Source organism: Pseudonocardia sp. DSM 110487, assembly GCF_019468565.1.
Lineage (GTDB): Bacteria > Actinomycetota > Actinomycetes > Mycobacteriales > Pseudonocardiaceae > Pseudonocardia.
In genome coordinates, this window is the sequence record NZ_CP080521.1 from 4,927,567 (window position 1) to 4,948,083 (window position 20,517).

Here is a 20,517-nt window from a genome sequence, read left to right on the forward strand (position 1 = left end):
CCGCTCGCGCTGACTCGCTCCGCGGCCAGCCTAGTCGCGTACGCGGGCTGTGTGTGATCTCCCGCCGCACGGTCGGCAGGGGTCTACCCGGCCGATGGGTGCGGCATGCCCCGGGCTACCATCGACAAGCCGTAGAACTCGGGATCGGCCGAGTTCCCCACCACGCGGATCGAGGTTGTGCCGGTGACTCTGCCCGTGTCCCGCTCGGGCCACCCCGCGCAGGGTTCCCCCGGTGCCCGGCGGGCCGGCTGGGAGCGGTTGCGGGACACCGTGCGCGCCTACCTCGGGCTCACGAAGACCCGGATCATCGAGCAGTTGCTCGTGGTCACGGTGCCTGCGATGTTCCTCGCGGAGCGCGGCGTGCCGCCGGTGCTGCTGATCGGCGCCACGCTGCTGGGCGGCGCGATGGCCGCCGCCAGCGCGCACGCACTCAACTGCGTGGTCGACGCCGACATCGACGCCGTCATGAAGCGCACCAGCCGCAGGCCGCTCGCCAAGGGGCAGGTGCCCACCCGGCACGCGCTGGTGTTCGGGCTCGTGCTGGGCGTGCTGTCGGCGGTGTGGCTAGGGCTCACCACCAACTGGCTGGCCGCGGGCCTCTCGGTGGCCGCCATCGCGTTCTACGTGCTCGTCTACACGCTCCTGCTGAAGCGGCGCACCTCGCAGAACATCGTGTGGGGCGGCGCGGCCGGCTGCATGCCGGTGGTGATCGGCTGGGCCGCGGTCACCGGCTCGGTCGAGTGGCCCGCGCTGGTGATGTTCGGTGTGATCTTCTTCTGGACGCCGCCGCACTTCTGGGCGCTCGCCATGCGCTACAAGGAGGACTACGCCGCGGCGAAGGTCCCGATGCTGCCGGTCGTGGTGCCGCCGGAGGAGGTGTCGCGGCGCATCGTCATCTACTCGTGGGTGATGGCGGCGTGGTCGCTCCTGCTCCTCCCGTCCACCTCATGGATCTATGCGGCCGTCGCGGCGCTGGGCGGCACCTGGTTCGTGCTGCAGGCCCACCGCCTGCACCGCGGTGTGCTGGCAGGGGTGGAGACGCGCCCCATGCGCCTGTTCCACCTGTCGAACATGTACCTCTGCTGCCTCTTCGCCGCCATCGCGGTGGACGCGGCGATCGGGCTCCCGGTCCTCGCGTTCTAGGCGCTCCTGGGGCGTCGGGCCCTCGGGGCGCCGCGGATCGGGGGGCTGGCGGGGACCTTCGGTGGCGCCGCGCAGTGTGCGGGGCCGCCCCTCAGAGGTCAAGGGCGCCTTCGGCGTCGCTTCGCGATCGCTGCGCGACCCTTGACCTCTGAGCCTCTGCGGCCCCTGAGGGCAAGCTGCGCGGGCAGGCCAAGGGCCTGCCCTCATGGGCGCGCGGCGCCACCGAAGGCGGTCTCGCGGACATGATCAGGGCTTCGGCGCGAAACCGGTCAAATACGGCCGGCAATGCACCCAGGCGATGATCAGGGGCAGCGACCGGCCCGCGGCAACCGAGAAGATCACCAGATGGGTGCCCCCACGGCCGTATGTGGCCGGGCATGCAACGGTCCGATGATCATGCCGATGATGAGGCCGCCGCACCGTCGTGGCCGAGCCGACCTCAGCCCGCGAAGCGCGTCGCGGCGTCGTGCAGGCAGGTCGTGAGCTCGTCGGGCGTGGACAGGAACGGCGAGTGGTCTGCCGGCAGGCCGTACACATGGCGGCACGGCGTCCGCTCCGCCATCCAGCGCTGCGTGGCGGGCCCGAGTGCCCGGTCCTTCTCGCACACGACGTAGACCTTCGGCACGCGGCCGAAGCCCTCGGCGGTGAGGGTTGTGGGGGAGCCGCCGGTCGGCACGAGGGGCTCCGGTGTCAGGCGGGCGGCGGCCATGGCGGCGTCCTCGGGGGAGCACTCGCCGTAGAACACGACCTCCGGGTCCCGCACGGTCCGGATCCGGTGCACCGGGTCCACGACGAGGTGCGCGCCGAGGATGGACTCGGTGTCCCGGCGGGCGGCGTCGGGCGGGAGCTCGCCGTCGGGGAGGAGGAAGGCCGAGACGTAGCAGGCCAGCGCCACGTGATCGGGGCGGCGCTCGGCGGCGGCGGAGACCAGCATTCCCGACGACGAGTGTCCGACCAGCACCACGGGCGCGGTTTCGGCGTCGATCTCGTGGAGTACGTCGTCGAGGTCGGGGTGGTCCGGCGTGTGGACGGCGTGGCCGAGCTCGCGCAGGCGCGGGGCGACGCGTTCCCAGCACCACGAGCCGTGCCATGCGGCGTGCAAGAGTACGAATGCGTGCATATCGCACACCATACGTGTGCGATATGCACGCATCAGTCGGGCCTGTTACGCCGGGATCATCCCGTGCGGGTCGAGCACGTACTTGCGCGCGGCGCCCTGGTCGAACTCCTGGTAGCCGCGCGGGGCGTCGTCGAGCGGGATGACGGTGGCGTTGACCGCCTTCGCGATCTGCGCCTTGCCATACAGGATGCTCATCATCAGCCCGCGGTTGTACTTCAGCACCGGACACTGGCCCGTGGTGAAGGAATGGCTCTTCGCCCAGCCCAGGCCGAGGCGGACCTTGAGCGTGCCCTCCTTGGCGTCCGCGTCGGCGGCGCCGGGGTCGCCGGTGACGTAGAGGCCCGGGATGCCGAGCCGCCCACCGGCCCGTGTGATCGACATGACCGAGTTCAGCACGGCCGCAGGCTGCTCGCCCGCACCCGCGCCGTGTCCGGACGCCTCGAACCCCACGGCGTCGACCGCGCAGTCGACCTCGTTCGTGCCGAGGATCTCCGCGATCTGGTCCTCCAATGTGGCGTCCAGGGAGATGTCGACCGTCTCGCAGCCGAACGAGCGGGCCTGTTCGAGCCGCTGCTTGTTGAGGTCTCCGACGATGACGACCGCGGCACCGAGGAGCTGCGCCGAGTGGGCCGCGGCGAGCCCGACCGGCCCCGCGCCCGCGATGTAGACCGTCGAGCCGGTGGTCACGCCCGCCGAGTAGGCGCCGTGATAGCCGGTGGGGAAGATGTCCGACAGCATCGTCAGGTCGAGGATCTTCTCGAGGGCCTGGCCGCGGTCCGGGAACTTCAGGCAGTTGTAGTCGGCGAACGGGACCATCACGTACTCGGCCTGCCCGCCTTCCCAGCCGCCCATGTCGACGTAGCCGTACGCCGATCCGGCGCGGGCCGGGTTGACGTTCAGGCAGACGCCCGACTGCCCCTCCCGGCAGTTGCGGCACCGCCCGCACGCGATGTTGAACGGCACCGAGACGATGTCACCGACGTCGAGGAACTGCACGTCCTCGCCCTTCTCGACGATCTCCCCCGTGATCTCGTGGCCGAGCGTCTGCCCGGCGGGAGCTGTGGTGCGCCCGCGCACCATGTGCTGATCGGAGCCGCAGATGTTGGTCGCGACGTTCCGCAGGATCACCCCGTGCACGGCCTTCTGGGACAGCCCCTTGCCCTTCGCGACGTCGGCAGGCACCTCGAGCTTCGGCGGGTCGTGGTCCTCGACGACGACCCTGCCGGGCTCCTTGTAGACGACGATCTTGTTTCCACCCATGTGTGGTCCACCTCACTTTTTTTCCGTCCCCTGGTCCTACTCCCCGGCCGGTCGAGGTCACAAGACGGCCACACGGACTCATCGCCAGGCGGGTCGGGTCGGCGCGGGCAGCCCCGTCTCGGCCTCGCACCGGGCGAGCAGCTCGTCGATGGAGGGCCCCTTGTCGAACACCGGCAGCGGGTCGGGGCGGGCCGCCCGCAGCCGGGCGCGCAGCGCTTCGGTGGCGTTGACGTCCACCTCGATGTCCAGGAGCGGGTCGCCGCCGGTGGTGCACACGACCCCGTAGCGCCGGGCGCCTTCCGGCGTGACGAGACCCCGCCGGGCCTCGAGCGCCACGAGGTCCGGGTCGCGGGCGAGCGGATCACCCCAGCCACCGCCGCCCCACGTGACGAAGTGCAGGACGTCACCGTGCGCGACTGGCACGTCATGGCACTTCGCCGGAAGCACCTGCCGGGAACCGTCGGCGCGCTCGATCCACTTCGTGCCCCGCGCGCCGGGCTCGCCGCCGTTCACGCCCCATGGGTAGGTGAGCCAGCGGTCGTCGAGAATGGCGATGGTGCCCGGCTCCTCGAACAGGTAGGCGATGTCGACCCCGTTGCCGCCGCGGTGCAATCCGACACCGCCGGAGTCCGGCACGGTCTGCCAGTTCTCGACGCGCAGTGGGTAGTACGACTCCAGGAACTCGCAGGGGATGTTGACGAAGCTGGGCCAGAGCGAGTGCCCGTCCGGGCCGTCACCGAGCGGCCTGCCCGGGATGCCGCCGAAGCCGATCGAGTAGAGCTGGAACCACTCGCCGGCGCGGTCGCCGGTGGTGTAGTGGCCCGAGTACAGGAAGTGCGGGCTGGAGGAGAAGCCCGCCGCGTTCAGCAGCGCCGGGTTCGTCTGCCCGAGCAGCCCGCCGAACAGGTCGAACACCCGCCCGATGCCGTGGCTGCGGCCGCTGAGCGGGGCGGGATGGCGCGGCTTCCAGAACGAGCCGTCCGGGATGGTGACGTCGACCAGCGGGTAGAAGCCGTCGTTCCAGAGGATCTGCGGATCCGCCACGGTGATCAGATAGATGCCGAAGAACATCCGGGCCAGGTTCTCGTTGAGGTAGTAGCTCACGGGCCCGGCGGCCTGCGGTGCGGAGCCGGTGAAGTCGAGGTGCACCTTCTCCCCGTGGCGGGTGAGCGAGAGCGTGAGCTCGTAGGGGCCGTTGCCGACGCCGTCGTCGCAGAGGTAGTCGGTGAAGCTGATCGTCCTTCCGTCCTCGAACACCGCGGCGAGCAGCACCTTCATCGCGTCGTAGTTGCGCTGCAGCAACGCGTCGAGCGCTGACAGGTACGTGGCGGTGCCGAACCGTTGGCACATCTCCACGACCCTGCGGGCGCCGGTGCGGCACGCGGCGACGAGGCCGTCGAGGTCGGCGCGGTTCCAGTCCGGCGTCCGCACCTGGTTGAGGATGATCCGCAGGGCGTCGGTGTTGAGCTCGCCGCCCCGGTAGAGCTTGAACGGCGGGATCACCACGCCCTCTTCGTAGATGGTGCGGGCGTCGGTGGGCATCGAACACGGCGTCTTGCCGCCCACGTCGGTCATGTGGCCGAACATCGAGGCCCAGCCGACCACGCGGCCCTCGTGGTAGATCGGCATCACGAGGAGCCAGTCGTTGGCGTGGCTGATCGCGGCAGCGCAGGCGTACGGGTCCGAGGTGAGCAGCACGTCGCCCTCGCCGACGGTGTCGCCGAAGCCGGCGAGGAAGTCGGGGACGGACAGGCCGAACTGGCCGACCACCATCTTCCCGCTCGGGTCGGCGATCAGCGGGAACTCGTCGTGCTGCTCGCGGATCCCCGGGGAGAGCGCGGTGCGCAGCAGCACGCCGTCCATCTCGTATCGGGCGTTGCGGAGGCCGTTCTCGATCAGGTCGAGGGTGACCGGGTCGACCTCGACCCGGTCGACGTGGCCAGTGGCGGTCTCGATGATGCGGGCCATGGCTCACCCCTGCGCGGACGGGCGGATGAGGAGGCTCCCGGAGAGGTGCACGGTGGCGGTGTGCCGGGGCGGCAACAGGGTGGTGGAGTCCATCTCGGTGACGATGGCCGGCCCGGGCACCACGTCGCCCGCGCGCAGCTTCGCCCGGTCGTAGACCAGCGCCTCCACCCATTCCCCGAGAACGTGGATGGCGTGCGCGCCGACGACGGCGCCGGCCGGATCGCCGTCTCCCTCCGGCACTTCCACCGGCGTGACGGACGGGCGCGGGCCGGTGACGGTGGCCCGGGCGTTGACCAGCTCGTGGTCCACGGCCGGCAGGAACGAGAAGAGGCGTTCGTGTTCGGCGTCGAACGTCGCGGCCAGCCGGTCCAGCACCGAGTCCGGCTCGTCCAGCCATGTGGGGTCCAGGTCGACGGCGATCTCGTAGCCCTGCCCGTGATAGCGCACGTCGACCTGATAGCCGACGACCTGTTGATCGCGAGGGAGTCCCTGCCCGGCCAGCCGCGTGCCGGCCTCGTCGGCCAGCTGGCCCACGATGGTGGCCAGATCGCCGCCGGAGAGGTCGACGAACCGGCGCAGCACCGTGCGTGCGGCCTCGTCGCGCAGGCTCGTGGTCGCGTCCCCCAGCGCGGACAGCACGCCGGGCGATGGCGGCACGACCACGGGCCACGCCCCGGTGAGCCCGGCGAGAGTCGTGGCGTGCAACGGACCGGCGCCGCCGAACGCGACGAGCGCGAACCCGCGCGGGTCGAAGCCCTGCTGCACCGAGACCAGCCGCAGCCCGCCCAACATGTTCTCGTTGACGATGTCGACGATGCCGGCCGCGGCCGCCTCCACCGAGTCCAGTCCCATCGCCTCGGCGACCCGTCCGACGGCCGCCCGCGCGGCCTCCACGTCCAGGGTGATCTCACCGCCCGCCAGGGTGGCCGGAAGGTAGCCGAGCACCAGGTCGGCGTCGGTCACGGTGGGTTGCGTGCCGCCTCTGCCGTAGGCGGCGGGGCCCGGGTCGGCGCCGGCCGACTGCGGCCCGACGCGCAGCGCCCTCGTCAGCTCCGGCACGTGTGCGATCGAGCCGCCGCCCGCGCCGACCGTGCGGACGTCCACGCTGGAGGCGCGCACGGTGAGGTCGCCGACCGTGGTCTCGCGACCGATCCGTGGGCGTCGGCCGCGCACGAGGGCCACGTCCGTGGACGTCCCACCCATGTCGAAGCTGATGAAGTCGGAGATGCCGCACTGCTCGGCCACCCACAGCGCCCCGGTCACCCCGCCGGCCGGCCCGGACAGCAGGAGGGTCACCGGCGCGGCGATCGCGGCCCCTGCGGCGGACAGCCCGCCGTCGCTGCGCAGCACGGCCAGCTCACCTGCCGCCCCTTCGGCGCGCAGGCGGCGATCCAGCGCCTCCACGTAGGACTTGACCTGCGGTTGCACGTACGCGTTTGCCACCGTGGTCAACGTGCGCTCGTACTCGCGAAGCTCGGGAAGCACCTGCGAGGAGAGCGACACCGGTATCCCGGGCAGCTTCTCGGCGGCGATCTCGGCGACCCGCCGTTCGTGACCCGGGTCGGCGAAGGAGTTGATCAGCGACACGGCCATGGCCTCGATGCCGCGCCCGGACAGGCGTGCGACCTGCGTGCGCGCGTCCTGCTCGTCGAGCGGCCGGATCTCGCGGCCGTCCGACCCGATCCGCTCCTCGACCTCCACGGTGTGCTCGAGCGCGGCGAGCGGCTCCGGCTTGGGCCAGATGATCCACCCCGCGAGCCCGCCGGGAACGAAGGAGCGGGCGATCTGCAGGACCTGCCGAAAGCCCCTCGTGGTGACCAGCCCGACAGTGGCCCCCTTGCCTTCCAGGATCGCGTTGGCGGCCACCGTGGTCCCGTGCAAGACCTGATCCACCTGGGCAAGGTCGATGTTCGCCTCGGCGCAGATCCGACCGATGCCGGTCAGCACCCCGATGGCCTGATCGGCGGGCGTGGATGCGGTCTTGGCCCGCCAGGTCCGGCCGGTGGCCCGGTCGACCAGCAGAAGGTCGGTGAAGGTGCCGCCGACGTCCACGCCGAGCCGGTAGCCGGCCGGCCCGGTGACCGGTGTGCTCACGTCGCCTCCAGCTGGCGGTAAGCGAAGGGTTTCGCAACGTAGCGACGAGCAGTGCATCCGACAAGGCTCGGGCGCGTGCGGGTCTCCACGGCCGCGACTTCGGAATAGGCTGACGGGGTCGGCCGGCCGGTCCGAGCCCGCCCAGTCGGATGGGCGGCGAGGACCTACGGAGAGCGGAGGCCGTCATGGCGGCTCGCAGGCCCGCTCGGCGGCGCACTCCGCGGGGTCAGGCCCTGTGGACGATGTCGCTCCCCGCGTCGATCGCGGTGTCGATCGCGGCGGCGAGCGGGCTGGTCGTCCGTGAGCGGGCGAGGCGGGAGCTGCGGGGCTTCGCGGCCGAGCAGGCCGCGCTGCGCCGGGTGGCGACGCTGGTCGCAAGGGCCGCCCGGCCGGAGGAGGTCTTCGGTGCGGTCGTCTCGGAGGTCGGGCAACTTCTCGCCGCCCCACTGTCACAGCTGAACCGGTACGACCCGGACGGCTCGGCCACCACGGTCGTGGGTGCGTGGGCCAGCCCGGGCTCCGTCGTGGCCTTTCCGGTCGGAACCCGGTGGCATCTCGGCGGGCGGAACGTGTCCACACTCGTGAGGGAGACCGGCCGGACGGCGCGGATCGACGACTACGGCGACGCCGCAGGCGAGCCCGCCGACGCCGCCCGCGTGCGCGGCGTCCGTTCGTCCGTCGGGGTGCCGATCACGGTCGAGGGCCGGTTGTGGGGCCACATGAGCGTGGCCTCCACGCAGGAGCAGCGCTTCCCGGCGAATACCGAGGCGCGGCTGGGCAACTTCGCCGAGTTGGTCGCCACTGCGATCGCCAATGCCGAGAGCCAGGCGCAGCTGACCGCGTCGCGGGCGCGAATCGTGGCCGCCGCCGACAACACCCGGCGCCGCATCGAGCGAGACCTGCACGACGGCGCCCAGCAGCGGCTGGTCGCGCTCGCGATGCAGCTGCGCGCGGTGCAGGCCGCGGCGCCGCCTGACGCCGACGGCCTGCGCGGACAGCTCGACGATCTGGTCGACCAGGCGACCGCCGCGGTGGACGAGCTGCGCGAGCTCGCCAGGGGAATCCACCCGGCGGTCCTCGCCGAGGGCGGGCTGCGCCCGGTGCTCAGGGCGCTCGCCCGCCGCTCGACCGTCCCCGTGCGCCTCGACGTGCGGGGCGAGGGCCGGCTTCCCGAGCAGGTCGAGATCGCCGCCTACTACGTCGTCTCCGAGGCGTTGACCAACGCCGCGAAACACGCCGCCGCGTCGGTCGTCGACGTGTCGGTCGAGGTCTCGGGGGACGTGCGCAACGGGACCCTGCACCTTCGGATCTGCGACGACGGCAGGGGCGGGGCCGACCTCTCGGGCGGGTCCGGCCTCGTGGGGCTCAAGGATCGGGTCGAGGCGCTGTCCGGGCGGCTCTCGGTGCGGACGGCCATCGACTCGGGCACGTGCGTGGAGGTCGACCTCCCGCTGGATCTCCGCTCCGGCTTCGGCTGACTCCGATCTACGGCCGGAGCTAGTGCTCCCCACTAGCGCAGCAGCTCCGGCGTCTGCCAGTCCTTCCCGAGGACGTGGTGGTCGAGGAACGCGGTGACGGTCTCGTACCAGACGGCCGCGTTCTGCGGCGTGAGGACCCAGTGGTTCTCGTCCGGGAAGAGCAGGAACCGGTGCGGCAGGTCGGCGGGGTCACCGGTGTGCCGCGCCACGAGGTCCCACCACAGCCGCAGCGCCTCCCCGACGGGAACGCGGTAGTCGCGGTCGCCGTGGATCACGAGCATCGGGGTGGCGATCGCGTCGGCGAAGCGGTGCGGGCTGTTGCGCTCGGCCATCTCCGGGGTCATCTCGCGCAGCCAGTAGGACGGCATGTCGGTGGTGGGGCCGAACTGGTCGAGCGCCCAGAGGCTCGCGTGCGTGACGATCGCGCGGAAGCGGCCGGTGTGGCCGGCGATCCAGTTGGCCATGTAGCCGCCGAACGAACCACCCATCGCGGCGGTGCGCCCGGCGTCCAGATCGGGCCGCGCGAGCGCCGCGTCCGTGATCGCCATCAGGTCGGTGTAGGGCGCTGCGCCCCACTCACCCCAGCCCCTTGCCACGAAGTCCAGCCCGTAGCCGGTGGACAGGGCCGGGTCGGGGAGCAGCACGGCGTACCCGCGGGCCGCGAGCAGCCACGGGTTCCACCGCCAGTGCCACGAGTTCCAGCTGGACAGCGGCCCACCGTGCACCCAGAGCAGGAGCGGCGCCTGCGAGTCGGCGGATGCCCCGGCGGGCAATACGAGCCACGCGCGCAGCGGCGTGCCGTCGGCCGCGGACGCGTGCACCTCGGTGAGCGAGCCCGGAAGGGCGGGCTCCGGTGCGGGGCCGGGTAGCGCGACCGGTTGCTGGCCGGGGGTCGCCGGGTCCAGCCGGACCGGGGCGGGCGGGGCGTCCACGCTGCTGCGCAGCGCGTAGACCGCCTGCCCGTCCGGAGCGACGGCGAGATCGCTGTACGCGGCGTCGTCGCCGGTGAGCCGGGTGACGCCACCGTCGGCGACCTCGACACGGAAGACCGGGGCGCGGCCGCCGTCGTCGGCGACCACGAGCAGGGCGCCACCGTCGGGCGTCCATCGGGGTCCGCCGGCCCAGCGATCCCAGCCCGGGGCGACCTCGCGCGCCTCTCCGCCCGCGAGCGGGAGCACGACCAGCCGGATGTCCGTCGGTGACGTCGGCGTGGACAGCGACTCCCGCCAGCACACCACCCGTGTGCCGTCCGGGCTCACGACCGGCCCGCCGAACTCGTACCCGGGGTCGTCGGCGAGGACCCGCCGCTCGCCCGTGGCCACGTCGATCGCGACGAGGACGCCGCGGGTTGCGCCGCGCGGCTCGGCCACCCGCCAGCCGGTGACGACCGTGCGGCCGTCCGGGGTGATGTCGTGGTCGGTCTCGACCAGCGCGTCGCCGGGGGCCGGGGTGAGGTCGCGCCACTCCGCGGGACCGTCCGGTGGCAGGTCGGCCGCCACCAGCCGAGGCTCGTCCGGGCCGATGTCGGCGTCCCAGAACCGCACCGGGTGGCCGGCGTGCAGGATCCCGCTGACCTTGCGGTCGCGGCGGGCCTTGCGCCGCTCGGCGTCTTCGTCTCCCGATGCCGCCCCGGGCAGGGTCATCGACGTGGCGACCACCGTGCCCGCGCCGCGGGCGACGGCGGGCGCCGCGAGCCCGCCCGGCCGGGTGCCTGCCACCTTGGCCTCACCGGCCGCTGGCAGCCGCCACAGCGCCGCCGGGGCGTCCGGCGGCGGCTCCTTGCCCTCGGGATCGGGTCGGGCGGAGGCGAACAGCAGGTCACCGTCCGAGGTGAAGACGGGCGCGGACTCGCCCGCCGCGCCGCGGGTGAGCCGGCGTGCGGGCCGGGCCCCGGCCGGGTCGATCTCCCACAGCGCGGTGCGAAGTCGGCTGCGCTCCGGGTCGAGGGTCGCGACGGTGGTGACGAGGCGGGTGCCGTCGGGGGAGAGAACCAGGCCGCGGAGCCGGGGGAGGGCCAGGAAGTCCTGCAGGTCGTGGAACGGCGTGCCGGTCACGGGATCAGCAGCAGCTTGCCCGTGGTGCGCCTGGCCTGCAGGTCCTCGTGGGCGGCGCGGGCCTCGCCGAGTGGGTAGCGCCGGCCGATCCGCACGTCGAGCGTTCCGTCGGCCACCGCGGAGTAGACGGCCGCCGCGCGGGCCGTCAGCTCCTCGCGGGTGGCGACGTAGTCGAACAGCTTGGGACGCGTGAGGTACACCGAGCCCGCCGCGTTGAGCCGCTGCGGATCGACCGGCGGCACGGGGCCGCTGCTCGCCCCACAGAGCACGAGCATCCCGCGGCGGCGCAGCGAGGCGAGGCTCGCGTCGAACGTGGTGGCTCCGACGCTGTCGTAGACCACGTGCACGCCCGCGCCGCCGGTGAGCTCCCGGACGGCGGCGGCGAGATCGTCCACCTCCGTGTAGCGGATGACGTCGGCGGCGCCTGCCCCGCGGGCCAGCTCCTCCTTCTCCGGCGTGGACACCGTGCCGATCACGCGGGCGCCACGGCCCACGGCGATCTGGGTGAGCATCAGCCCGAGGCCGCCCGCGGCGGCGTGCACGAGCACGTCCTCACCGGCCTGCACCGCGTGCGTCTCGGTCGCGAACGAATGGGCGGTCATTCCCTGCAGCAGCGCGGCCGCCGCCACCTCGTCGGACAGTGCGTCGGGCACGGGCACGGCCTTGTCGGCGGCGACGGCCACCAGCTCGGCGTAGCTGCCGAGGTTCTCCGACCACGCCACGCGGTCGCCCACCGCGAACTCGGTGACGCCCTCGCCGACCGCCCTTACCCGGCCCGCGCCCTCCAGGCCGGGCACGTAGGGCAGGGACATCGGGTAGATGCCCTCGCGCTGGTAGGTGTCGATGTAGTTGACGCCGGCCGCCGCCACCTCAACGAGGAGCGTGCCGGGCCCCGCCTGCGGGTCGGGCAGCTCTGCCTGCGTCAGGACGTCGGGGCCACCTGCCGAGCTGATCTGGATCGCGCGCACGGCCCGATCATGCCCCGCGATCGGCCAGTGCGGGCGCGCGGGCCGGGGTGGGCGCGGGGAGCGCGGTCCGCTCGGTGAGCGAGGCCCAGAGCGCGGCCGCGGCCACCGTGACGAGCGCGGCGCCGAGCACGTGCAGCGAGACGAGGACCTCCGGCACGCCGAGCGCGTACTGGATGCCGCCGAGCAGCCCCTGCGCGAGCACGACCGCCACCAGCACGGCGTACCGGCGCAGCACCCGGGCCGGGGCGGCGACGGCGCGCAGTGCGAAGCCCAGCCCGACGAGCAGGCCGAGGTAGCCGACCAGTAGCTCGGAGTGCACCTGCGCCACGGTCTCGACGCTCAGCTGGAGCCGCGGGGTCTGCGCGTCGCCTGCGTGGGGACCCGCCGCCGTGACGAACGATCCGGCAACGAGCACCGCGGCGAGGACGGCGGTGCTCGTGGCGGCGAGCCCGCGGACGGGGCCCGGCACCAGCCTGCGCGGGGGGCCCGCACCGTCGGATGCGGCCGCCACCAGCTGCATCGCGAGCCAGACCAGGATCATCGAGACGAGCAGGTGCACGCTGACGCTCCACCACACCAGGCCGAGCAGCACCACACCGCCGCCGATCACGGCCTGGGCGATCACGCCGAGCGGCTGCACGAGGGCGAGCCGGGTGAGCCGGGCCCGCCGCGGCCGGGTGGCCAGCGCGGCGAGGAGGCATGCGCCGGCCACCAGCACGACGACGCCGGTGAGCATCCGGTTGCCGAACTCGATCCACTGGGTGAGGGGTTCGACCTCGGGGTGCGGGGTGGGGACCAGGCTGCCGGGGAAGCACTCCGGCCACGTCGGGCAGCCCAGCCCGGAGCCGGTGACCCGCACGACCGACCCCGTGACCGCGATACCGGCCTGCGCCACGACGGCGGCGATCGCGAGCGCTCGCATCACCGGAGGGCTGACGGCCGGCAGGCGGTCGAGCAGGGTGGAGCGGGTCATCGACACATCGTAGAAGACGGGTGCGGAAGATCGGCGTGGACGGTGCATGGGGCGGTGCTCGGCCGGGCACCCGTCGATCGGGGGGCTGACAGGCCGGTCGCCGGGTCCTACCGTCGTTCCTGCAGCCCACCGTGGGGAGGCACCGATGACCGCCGTCGAGCCGAAACCGATCACGCCGCCGTATCCGGCCCGCAAAGTGCCGAAGGGCGCGACCTTCGCGAAGATGCTGCGCACGACGGACCCGAAGGACATCGCGATCCTGTACCTGGTCACGTCGTTCGGGTTCTTCATGGTCGGTGGGGCGATGGCGCTGCTGATCCGCGGTGAGCTGGCGGTGCCGGGCCTGCAGTTCCTGTCGAACGAGCAGTACAACCAGCTGTTCACCATGCACGGCACGATCATGCTGCTGCTGTACGCGACGCCGATCCTCTTCGGTTTCGCGAACTACATCGTGCCGCTGCAGATCGGCGCCCCCGACGTGGCGTTCCCCAGGCTGAACGCGTTCTCGTACTGGCTGTTCCTGTTCGGCGGGCTCATCGTGATGTCCGGGTTCCTCACCCCGGGCGGGGCGGCCGACTTCGGCTGGTTCGCCTACGCACCCCTGCACAACGAGTCCTTCTCACCGGGCAGCGGCGGCGACCTCTGGGCCGTCGGGCTGATCGTCTCCGGGCTCGGCACCATCCTCGGCGCGGTCAACTTCACCACGACGATCATCTGCATGCGGGCGCCCGGGATGACGATGTTCCGGATGCCGATCTTCTGCTGGAACATCCTCGCGACCGCGATCCTGATCCTGATCGCGTTCCCGGTGCTGACGGCCGGGCTGTTCGGGATACTGGCCGACCGGCACCTCGGCACCCACGTGTTCGACCCGGCCAACGGCGGCGCGATCCTCTGGCAGCACCTGTTCTGGTACTTCGGCCACCCCGAGGTCTACATCGTCGCGCTGCCGTTCTTCGGGATCGTCACCGAGGTCATCCCGGTGTTCAGCCGCAAGCCGCTCTTCGGCTACAACGGCATGGTCTTCGCGACGATCGCGATCACCGCCTTGTCCTCCGTGGTGTGGGCCCACCACATGTTCGCCACCGGCGCCGTGCTGCTCGCGTTCTTCTCGCTCACCACGTTCCTCATCGCCGTGCCGACGGGCATCAAGTTCGTCAACTGGATCGGCACGATATGGCGCGGGCGGGTCACGTTCGAGACGCCGATGCTGTTCAGCGTCGGCTTCCTCGCCACCTTCCTGTTCGGCGGGCTGACCGGCATCCTGCTGGCCTCGCCGCCGCTGGACTTCCACGTGTCCGACACCTACTTCGTGGTGGCGCACTTCCACTACGTGCTGTTCGGCACGATCGTGTTCGCCACGTACGCCGGCATCTACTTCTGGTTCCCGAAGATGACCGGCCGATTCCTCGACGAGACGTGGGGCAAGGTCCACTTCTGGCTCACGTTCGTCGGCTTCCACCTGACGTTCCTGGTGCAGCACTGGCTCGGCAACGAGGGCTTCCCCCGCCGCTACGCGGACTACCTGCCGATCGACGGCTTCGGCGTGCTGAACGCGATCTCCTCGATCGGCGCGTTCGTGCTGGGCGCGTCGGTGCTGCCGTTCGTCTGGAACGTCTTCCGCAGCTACCGCTTCGGCCGCGTGGTCACGGTCGACGACCCGTGGGGCTTCGGCAACTCCCTGGAGTGGGCGACGTCCTGCCCGCCGCCGCGGCACAACTTCACCGAGCTGCCGCGGATCCGGTCGGAGCGCCCAGCGTTCGAGCTGCACTACCCGCATCTCGTCGAGCGCTACCGGGGGGAGGCCCACATCGGATGGCGGCCTGCCCCATCCGAGGAACTCGCCCACTCCGTCGCTCGGGAGACGCACCCGGACGAGGACCCGCGGTCGCGTTGACCTGAGACCGCTCTGCCGACACGGCGCTACCGGAGGCGGACTATGCGGACGGCGAGCGCGCTCGCGGCCGCCGTCCATACGAGCAGCACCAGCACCGTGGCGGCGGCCGGGGGCGCGCCGGTGGCGAGGGTGTCGCGCAGGCCATCGGCCAGCGCGCCGGACGGCAGGGCCGCCGCCACGACGGCGAGCGGGCCCGGCAGCTGGTCGACGGGGATCACGATGCCGCCCGCGAGCAGCAGCACGAACCACACCAGGTTGGCCACGGCAAGGGTGATCTCGGCGCGCAGCGTCCCGCCGAGCAGGATCCCGAGCGCGGCGAAGGCGGCGCAGCCCAGCAGCACGAGCAGCAACCCCCAGCCGACGCCCGCAGGCGCGGGGCGCCAGCCCAGCGCGGCGGCGATCGCCCCGAGCACGACGATCTGCACCGCGACCACGCCGAGCACGGCGACGAGCCGCCCGGCCACGAGCAGCCAGCGGGGGAGCGCCGTGGCGGCGAGCCTGCGCACCACCCCGTAGCGGCGGTCGAAACCGAGTGCGATCGCCTGCCCGGTGAACGCGGTGGACATCACGGCGAGCGCGAGCACCCCCGGCGCCACGGCGTCGATCCGCGGCTCCGGCAGCGGCACCACGGCCAGCAGGGTGAGCCCCACCAGCAGGACGATCGGGATCAGCACCGTGAGCAGCACCTGCTCGCCGTGGCGCAGCGCGAGCCGCAGCTCGGTGGCCGACTGGGCGGCGAGCATCCGCAGTGGTGACCCGGGCCCTGGCCGGGGCGTGAACGTGCCCGCGGGGAACAAAGGTGGCGTCATGAGCGCAGCTCCCGCCCGGTGAGCTCGAGGAACACGTCTTCGAGGCTGCGGCGCGCGACCTGCACGTCGTCGGCGAGTGCGCCGTGTGTGGCGCACCATGACGTGATGGTGGACAGCACGTGCGGGTCGATGCGGCCCTGCACGACGTAGCGCCCTGCGACCGGCTCGTCGGCGCCGTACCCGGCGGGGAGCGCCGCGGCGAGCTCGGCGACGTCCATGCCGGGCCGGGCGCGGAAGCGCAGCTCCTGCTGGCCACCGGTGGCGGTGAGCGCGGCGGGGGAGCCCTGCGCCACGACCCGCCCGGCGTCGACGATCACGACGTGATCGGCGAGCGCCTCCGCCTCCTCCATCAGGTGCGTGGTGAGCAGCACGGACACGCCGTCGCGGCGCAGCGCGCGGATCAGTTCCCAGACCAGCCTGCGGCCCTGCGGGTCCATCCCGGCTGTCGGCTCGTCGAGGAATACCAGCTCGGGCCGGCCGACGATGGCGCAGGCCAGTGCGAGGCGCTGCTGCTGCCCGCCGGACAGCCGTTTGTACGGGGTGCGTGCGCAGGAGTCGAGCCCGAGCACTGCGGTGAGCCAGCCGACCTCGAGGGGGTGTGCGGAGCATGCGGCGACGAGGCGGAGCATCTCGGCGGCGTGCACGCCCGGGTAGGCACCGCCGCCCTGCGGCATCACGCCGATGCGGGCGCGCAGGGCGTCGGGGGCGCCCGCGGGGTCGACGCCCAGCACGCGCACCTCGCCCGCGTCGGCGCGCAGGAATCCCTCGCAGACCTCGACGGTGGTGGTCTTGCCCGCGCCGTTGGGTCCGAGCAGCGCGAGGACGGACCCGGTGCCCAGCTCGAGGTCGAGGCCGTCGACCGCGGTGGTGCGGCCGTAGCGTTTCACCAGGCCCCGAACCGTCACGGCGGGCGGCCCGGCAGTCGACCGCACGGTACTCACGATCGACGAGCTTAAGGCGTGGTCTCGCGCACGGGGACAGGGGCGGGAACGGGGGCCCGGCCGGGCAGCACGTCGATGTCGTGGCCGCTCTGGCCGGCGAGGTGGCGGCGCAGCACGAGCAGGAAGACCAGCAGGATCCCGATCCCGGCGATGATCGACATCGGGAGCTGGAACGCGCGGAACTGGAAGTCGGCGCCGGTGGGCGGTACCAGTACGGCGAGGACGGCCGACGCGGCGAGCGCGGCGCGCCGGTAGCGGGGCAGCCCGCGGGTGGCGGCGAGCGGGATGGCGGCCCAAAGCAGGTACCAGGGGTGCACGACCGGGCCGAGCAGCACCACGGCGCCGAGCGCCGTGCCCATGCCGGTGATCGGCTCGACGCGGCCGCGCAGGACGGCGAAGAGCAGCACGACGAGGAGCACGGCCGACGCCGCAAGGCCGATGTTGCGGGACACGGCGAGCACGGCGTCGGTGTGGTCGCCCAGCCGTGCCAGGATGCCGACCTGCCCGCCGATCATGCCGAGGTCGGTGGTGACCGACATCCAGCTCCGGATGAGCTGGGGGATGTCGAGCGTCGTCAGCCAGCCGATCCCGACGCCCATGCCCACCGACATCGGGAGGTAGCAGGCCACGGCGAGGAGGCCGAAAAGCCCGGCGACGGGGACGACGTGCGTGATCCGCCCGCCCCGACGGCGGGCCCACTCCATGCCGAGGAAGCCCAGCGCGAGGATGGCCGGCAGCTTGATCGCCGAGGCCGCGATGATGAGCAGCGCGCCTGCCAGCAGGTTGCGGTCGAGCAGCCGGTCGCCCGCGCGCAGCCCGATCTCGAAGCCGGCGAGCATCAGGCCGACCATGAGCGCCTCGTTGTGGATGCCGCTCACGAGGTGGAACAGGACGAGGGGGTTGGCGAGGCCGAGCCACATCGCGAGGCCGGTGTCGAGCCCGCAGCGCCGGGCCAGCTTCGGCAGCGCCCACACCATGAGGCCGAGGCCGGCGAACGCGAGCAGCCGGTACTCGAAGATGCCGAGCACGATGTCGTTGCCCGACAGGGCCGTGATCCCGCGGCCCATGATCAGGAACAGCGGCCCGTACGGCGCGGGGGTGTCGCGCCAGATCGTGGGGATGCTGCGGGTGAGCGGGTCGTCGACGCCGAGCGCCTCGGCCGGCCCGAGCACGTACGGGTCGAGGCCGCGGGCGAGGGTGGCGCTCTGCGCGAGGTAGCTGTAGACGTCGCGGGAGAAGAGCGGCGGGGCCAGCGCGAGCGGCACGGCCCACATCACGGCGGTGCGGGCGAGCTGTGCCGGAGTGGGCGCGGGCGCTACGGCGCCGCGTGCGCGCAGCATCTTGCCGACCCACAGCCACGCGAGCACCAGCAGGCAGATGCCGGTGTAGGTGACGGCGATCGCGATGGTGGTGTTGCGGCTGGGCAGGCCGAGCAGCCGCAGCCCGAACAGGGGGTTGGGCACCGGCAGCGCACCGGCCCCGAGCCCGCCGATCGCCATGAGGAGGGTGCCGGTGAGCCCGACCAGTCGCGGCATCCGGCTGGGGTCGCGAACGCGCGACGGAGCGGGCACCGCTGCAGTTTCTGCGGTGTCGAGCTCCCGGGCGACCATGGAGGGCAGCGTATCCAGTGCCGCACGCGGGTTGGTCACCCCGTGTCCGAACGGGTGTGACGGGTCAGACACCCGGCAGGGTGAGGAAGTTGTACTCCCAGGCCACTGCCAGGAAGGCGACGCCCGCGAGCGCGACCGCCGTGTAGTGCAGGCGGGCCGGCGCCGACCACCACCGGTGCCGCCACGCGAGCGCGGCCGACACCAGCACCCCGAGCGCGCAGACGGCGGCGAGGAAAGGCAGGGCCTGCAGCACCGTGAGGGCAGGAGTGCCGCCGATGAGCGCGTCGATGAACCGGTCGAGCGGCATCGCCAGCCACGCCGCGAAGCCGAGGAACGCCACGATCAGCACGGCCATCGCCCCGGCGAGCCACCTAGTGTCCCGAACCGGAAGTCCACCACATAACTCGACGGCCCAGCTTCCCGCTGGGCGCACCGGCGAACCGGCCGAGTACGCCCGGTACGAGGCCGGCCCGCCGGCGCACCCAGCGGAAACCTGGATCCGCCGATTTATGCACCGGACTTCCGGTTCGGGACACTAGCGAGTCGCGCGGCGCCCACCGGCACCCGCCGACGGCGGACGAGCGCAGCGGCAGGCCACGCCAGCGTCGACAGCAGCCCGGCCGTCGCGGCGAGGGCGAGCCCGAGGTGCAATGTGGTGTCCTGCCACCACGACACGCGTTCCCACGCCACGGTGGCGTCGTCACCGGTGGCGAGGTAACTGCCGTCCGCGCCGAACGTGAGCAGCTCCGTGCGGCTGTCCGCCCGGTAGAGCCGTTCCCCGACGGGCACCCAGCGGACGCGGTCCGGGAGGTCGTGGAGCACCGGGCCGACGGTGGTGAGCGAACCGTCGGGGCCCGGCTCCACCCGCACGTCGGTCAGCGCCTTCGCGAGCAGGCGGGACGGGTCGGACGTGCTGATTCGGGTGTAGCGGTAGAGGCCGGCCGCCTCGGTGGCGGGCGCGGCGGCCACTACCGGATACGTCGAATGGCCGATCGGGCCTGGCGGGAGGAGCTCGTCGGCGAACCGCCGGAGCAGTTCGTGGAGCCCCGCGGCGCCACCGACGTCGATGCCGTCCCCGTTCACCGCCGCGAACACCCCCACCCCGAGCGTGGGGAACAAGGCCATCACGCTGTGCGAGCCGAGGCCGTCGCCGTCGTGCCCGACCGTCGGGTGCCCGCCGAGCACGCCGCGCTGGAACGCGTAGCCCATGCCGGGCAGCCGGGGGTCGACCGCGAACTGCCGGTCCTGCATCGCGCGGAGCGCGCCGTCGTCCAGTAGCCGGGCGTCGCCCTGCAGTTCGGCGAGCATGAACCGGGCCATGTCGGCGGCCGGTGCGATGGCCGAACCGGACGGGAACATGAAGTCGTACGACGGTGGGACCGGGGCTTGGACGACCGACGAGCCGTCGCCGTCCGGCCGGTGGTTGCGGGCCACATCGGCCCGCAGCGGGTGCGTGGCGGACTGGTCGAACGTGCTGCCGGCCATGTCGAGGGAGCGGAAGACGTGCTCCTCGACGTAGCGCTCGAACGGCACGCCGGCGCGCAGTTCCACGATGTGACCGGCCAGTGCGATGCCGTAGTTGGAGTAGGAGGGCAGCTGGCCGGGCGGGCGGACCCGGGCGGGCTGGTGTGCGGCGAGGTACTCGCCGAGCGGCCTGCGGGTGGCACCCGTGTTGCCCGCGTTGCGCTCCTCGAATCCCGCGGTGTGCGTGAGCAGGTGCGCCAGTGTGACCGGCCGGCCGGGAAAGGTGTCCGGCACCTCGAACCCGGTCAGGTAGCCGTTCACGTCGCTGTGCAGGTCGAGCTCGCCGCGGGCGACGAGCTGCATCGCCGCCGTGGCCGCGAACAGCTTGCTGATCGAGTCGAGGTGGACGGGGGTGCGGTCGTCGAGCGGACGGCCCGTGTCGAGGTCGGCGACGCCGTAGCCCCCGGCGAACACCTGCCGCCCGCCCGCCACGACGGCGACCGAAGCCCCGGGCAGCCGCAGCCGGTGCAGCTGCTCGGGCACGACGCGGTCCATGAACGCCCTGACCGCGCCGGGATCGAGCGCGTTGGGGGGCGCGGCCCACGCACTGCCGGCCGTCCCGACCCCGCCGACGAGCAGACCGAGGACCACTGCGAAGACAACCCGGATTCGCACGTGAGCAGCGTCACGATCAGGGTCTGGAACGATCAATCCGGCCAGCCGCCGGGAGTGCGGGGG

General features: G+C 72.7%; 15 protein-coding genes. 3 read left to right on the plus strand and 12 right to left on the minus strand.

The genetic code is table 11. The features are described from left to right. Positions 1-189: 189 nt before the first annotated feature. Positions 190-1,143, plus strand: a complete 954-nt coding sequence (locus tag K1T35_RS22990; protein ID WP_370645517.1) for a heme o synthase — start codon at positions 190-192, stop codon at positions 1,141-1,143. 439 nt (positions 1,144-1,582) lie between these two features. Here the strand turns inward: K1T35_RS22990 and K1T35_RS22995 are convergent, their stop codons facing one another. The 4 genes from K1T35_RS22995 to K1T35_RS23010 form a co-directional block, all read right to left on the minus strand. Beyond that, on the minus strand, positions 1,583-2,263 hold the full coding sequence (locus K1T35_RS22995) for an alpha/beta fold hydrolase (RefSeq protein WP_220262159.1): 681 nt from the start codon (positions 2,261-2,263) through the stop codon (positions 1,583-1,585). 45 nt (positions 2,264-2,308) lie between these two features. Beyond that, positions 2,309-3,523 (minus strand): formaldehyde dehydrogenase, glutathione-independent, encoded by a 1,215-nt coding sequence (gene fdhA / locus K1T35_RS23000; RefSeq protein ID WP_220262160.1) that lies wholly within the window; start codon positions 3,521-3,523, stop codon positions 2,309-2,311. Positions 3,524-3,601: 78 nt separating this feature from the next. Next, positions 3,602-5,491, minus strand: coding sequence for a hydantoinase B/oxoprolinase family protein (locus tag K1T35_RS23005; protein WP_220262161.1), 1,890 nt, complete (start codon positions 5,489-5,491; stop codon positions 3,602-3,604). A gap of 3 nt (positions 5,492-5,494) precedes the next feature. Further along, positions 5,495-7,585, minus strand: a complete 2,091-nt coding sequence (locus tag K1T35_RS23010; protein ID WP_255622455.1) for a hydantoinase/oxoprolinase family protein — start codon at positions 7,583-7,585, stop codon at positions 5,495-5,497. Between the two features lie 185 nt (positions 7,586-7,770). Between K1T35_RS23010 and K1T35_RS23015 the strand changes: the two genes are divergently transcribed. Then, positions 7,771-9,063, plus strand: coding sequence for a GAF domain-containing sensor histidine kinase (locus K1T35_RS23015; protein ID WP_220262163.1), 1,293 nt, complete (start codon positions 7,771-7,773; stop codon positions 9,061-9,063). Positions 9,064-9,095: 32 nt separating this feature from the next. Here the strand turns inward: K1T35_RS23015 and K1T35_RS23020 are convergent, their stop codons facing one another. From K1T35_RS23020 to K1T35_RS23030, 3 genes are read right to left on the minus strand one after another with little or no spacing between them, the layout of a single operon-like run. Then, positions 9,096-11,117, minus strand: a complete 2,022-nt coding sequence (locus tag K1T35_RS23020; protein WP_220262164.1) for a prolyl oligopeptidase family serine peptidase — start codon at positions 11,115-11,117, stop codon at positions 9,096-9,098. After that, the gene (locus K1T35_RS23025) at positions 11,114-12,085 is read right to left on the minus strand and encodes a quinone oxidoreductase (RefSeq protein ID WP_220262165.1); all 972 of its coding nucleotides are present in this window, start codon (positions 12,083-12,085) and stop codon (positions 11,114-11,116) included. The genes K1T35_RS23020 and K1T35_RS23025 overlap by 4 nt, the downstream gene beginning before the upstream one ends. 7 nt (positions 12,086-12,092) lie before the next feature. Next, positions 12,093-13,058, minus strand: a complete 966-nt coding sequence (locus K1T35_RS23030; RefSeq protein WP_220262166.1) for a heme A synthase — start codon at positions 13,056-13,058, stop codon at positions 12,093-12,095. A gap of 145 nt (positions 13,059-13,203) precedes the next feature. Here K1T35_RS23030 and ctaD point away from each other — a divergent pair, with 145 nt between their 5' ends. After that, on the plus strand, positions 13,204-14,955 hold the full coding sequence (gene ctaD / locus K1T35_RS23035; protein WP_220262167.1) for a cytochrome c oxidase subunit I: 1,752 nt from the start codon (positions 13,204-13,206) through the stop codon (positions 14,953-14,955). Positions 14,956-14,981: 26 nt separating this feature from the next. On the opposite strand, the gene K1T35_RS23040 is transcribed toward ctaD, so the two are convergent. The 5 genes from K1T35_RS23040 to K1T35_RS23060 all read right to left on the minus strand — a co-directional run bounded on the left by K1T35_RS23040 (position 14,982) and on the right by K1T35_RS23060 (position 20,454). Beyond that, complete coding sequence (locus K1T35_RS23040) at positions 14,982-15,764, minus strand: ABC transporter permease (protein WP_220262168.1); 783 nt, start codon at positions 15,762-15,764, stop codon at positions 14,982-14,984. Beyond that, the gene (locus K1T35_RS23045; RefSeq protein WP_370645485.1) at positions 15,761-16,705 is read right to left on the minus strand and encodes an ABC transporter ATP-binding protein; all 945 of its coding nucleotides are present in this window, start codon (positions 16,703-16,705) and stop codon (positions 15,761-15,763) included. Before K1T35_RS23045 ends, K1T35_RS23040 begins: the two co-directional genes overlap by 4 nt. 11 nt (positions 16,706-16,716) lie before the next feature. Beyond that, positions 16,717-18,315: a polyprenol phosphomannose-dependent alpha 1,6 mannosyltransferase MptB gene (mptB, locus tag K1T35_RS23050; RefSeq protein ID WP_220262169.1), complete on the minus strand. Its 1,599-nt coding sequence runs from the start codon at positions 18,313-18,315 to the stop codon at positions 16,717-16,719. A gap of 64 nt (positions 18,316-18,379) precedes the next feature. Continuing rightward, on the minus strand, positions 18,380-18,670 hold the full coding sequence (locus K1T35_RS23055) for a hypothetical protein (RefSeq protein ID WP_220262170.1): 291 nt from the start codon (positions 18,668-18,670) through the stop codon (positions 18,380-18,382). A gap of 152 nt (positions 18,671-18,822) precedes the next feature. Continuing rightward, entirely contained in the window at positions 18,823-20,454 is a 1,632-nt protein-coding gene (locus tag K1T35_RS23060; RefSeq protein ID WP_220262171.1) for a serine hydrolase, read from the minus strand. Positions 20,455-20,517: the final 63 nt, after the last annotated feature.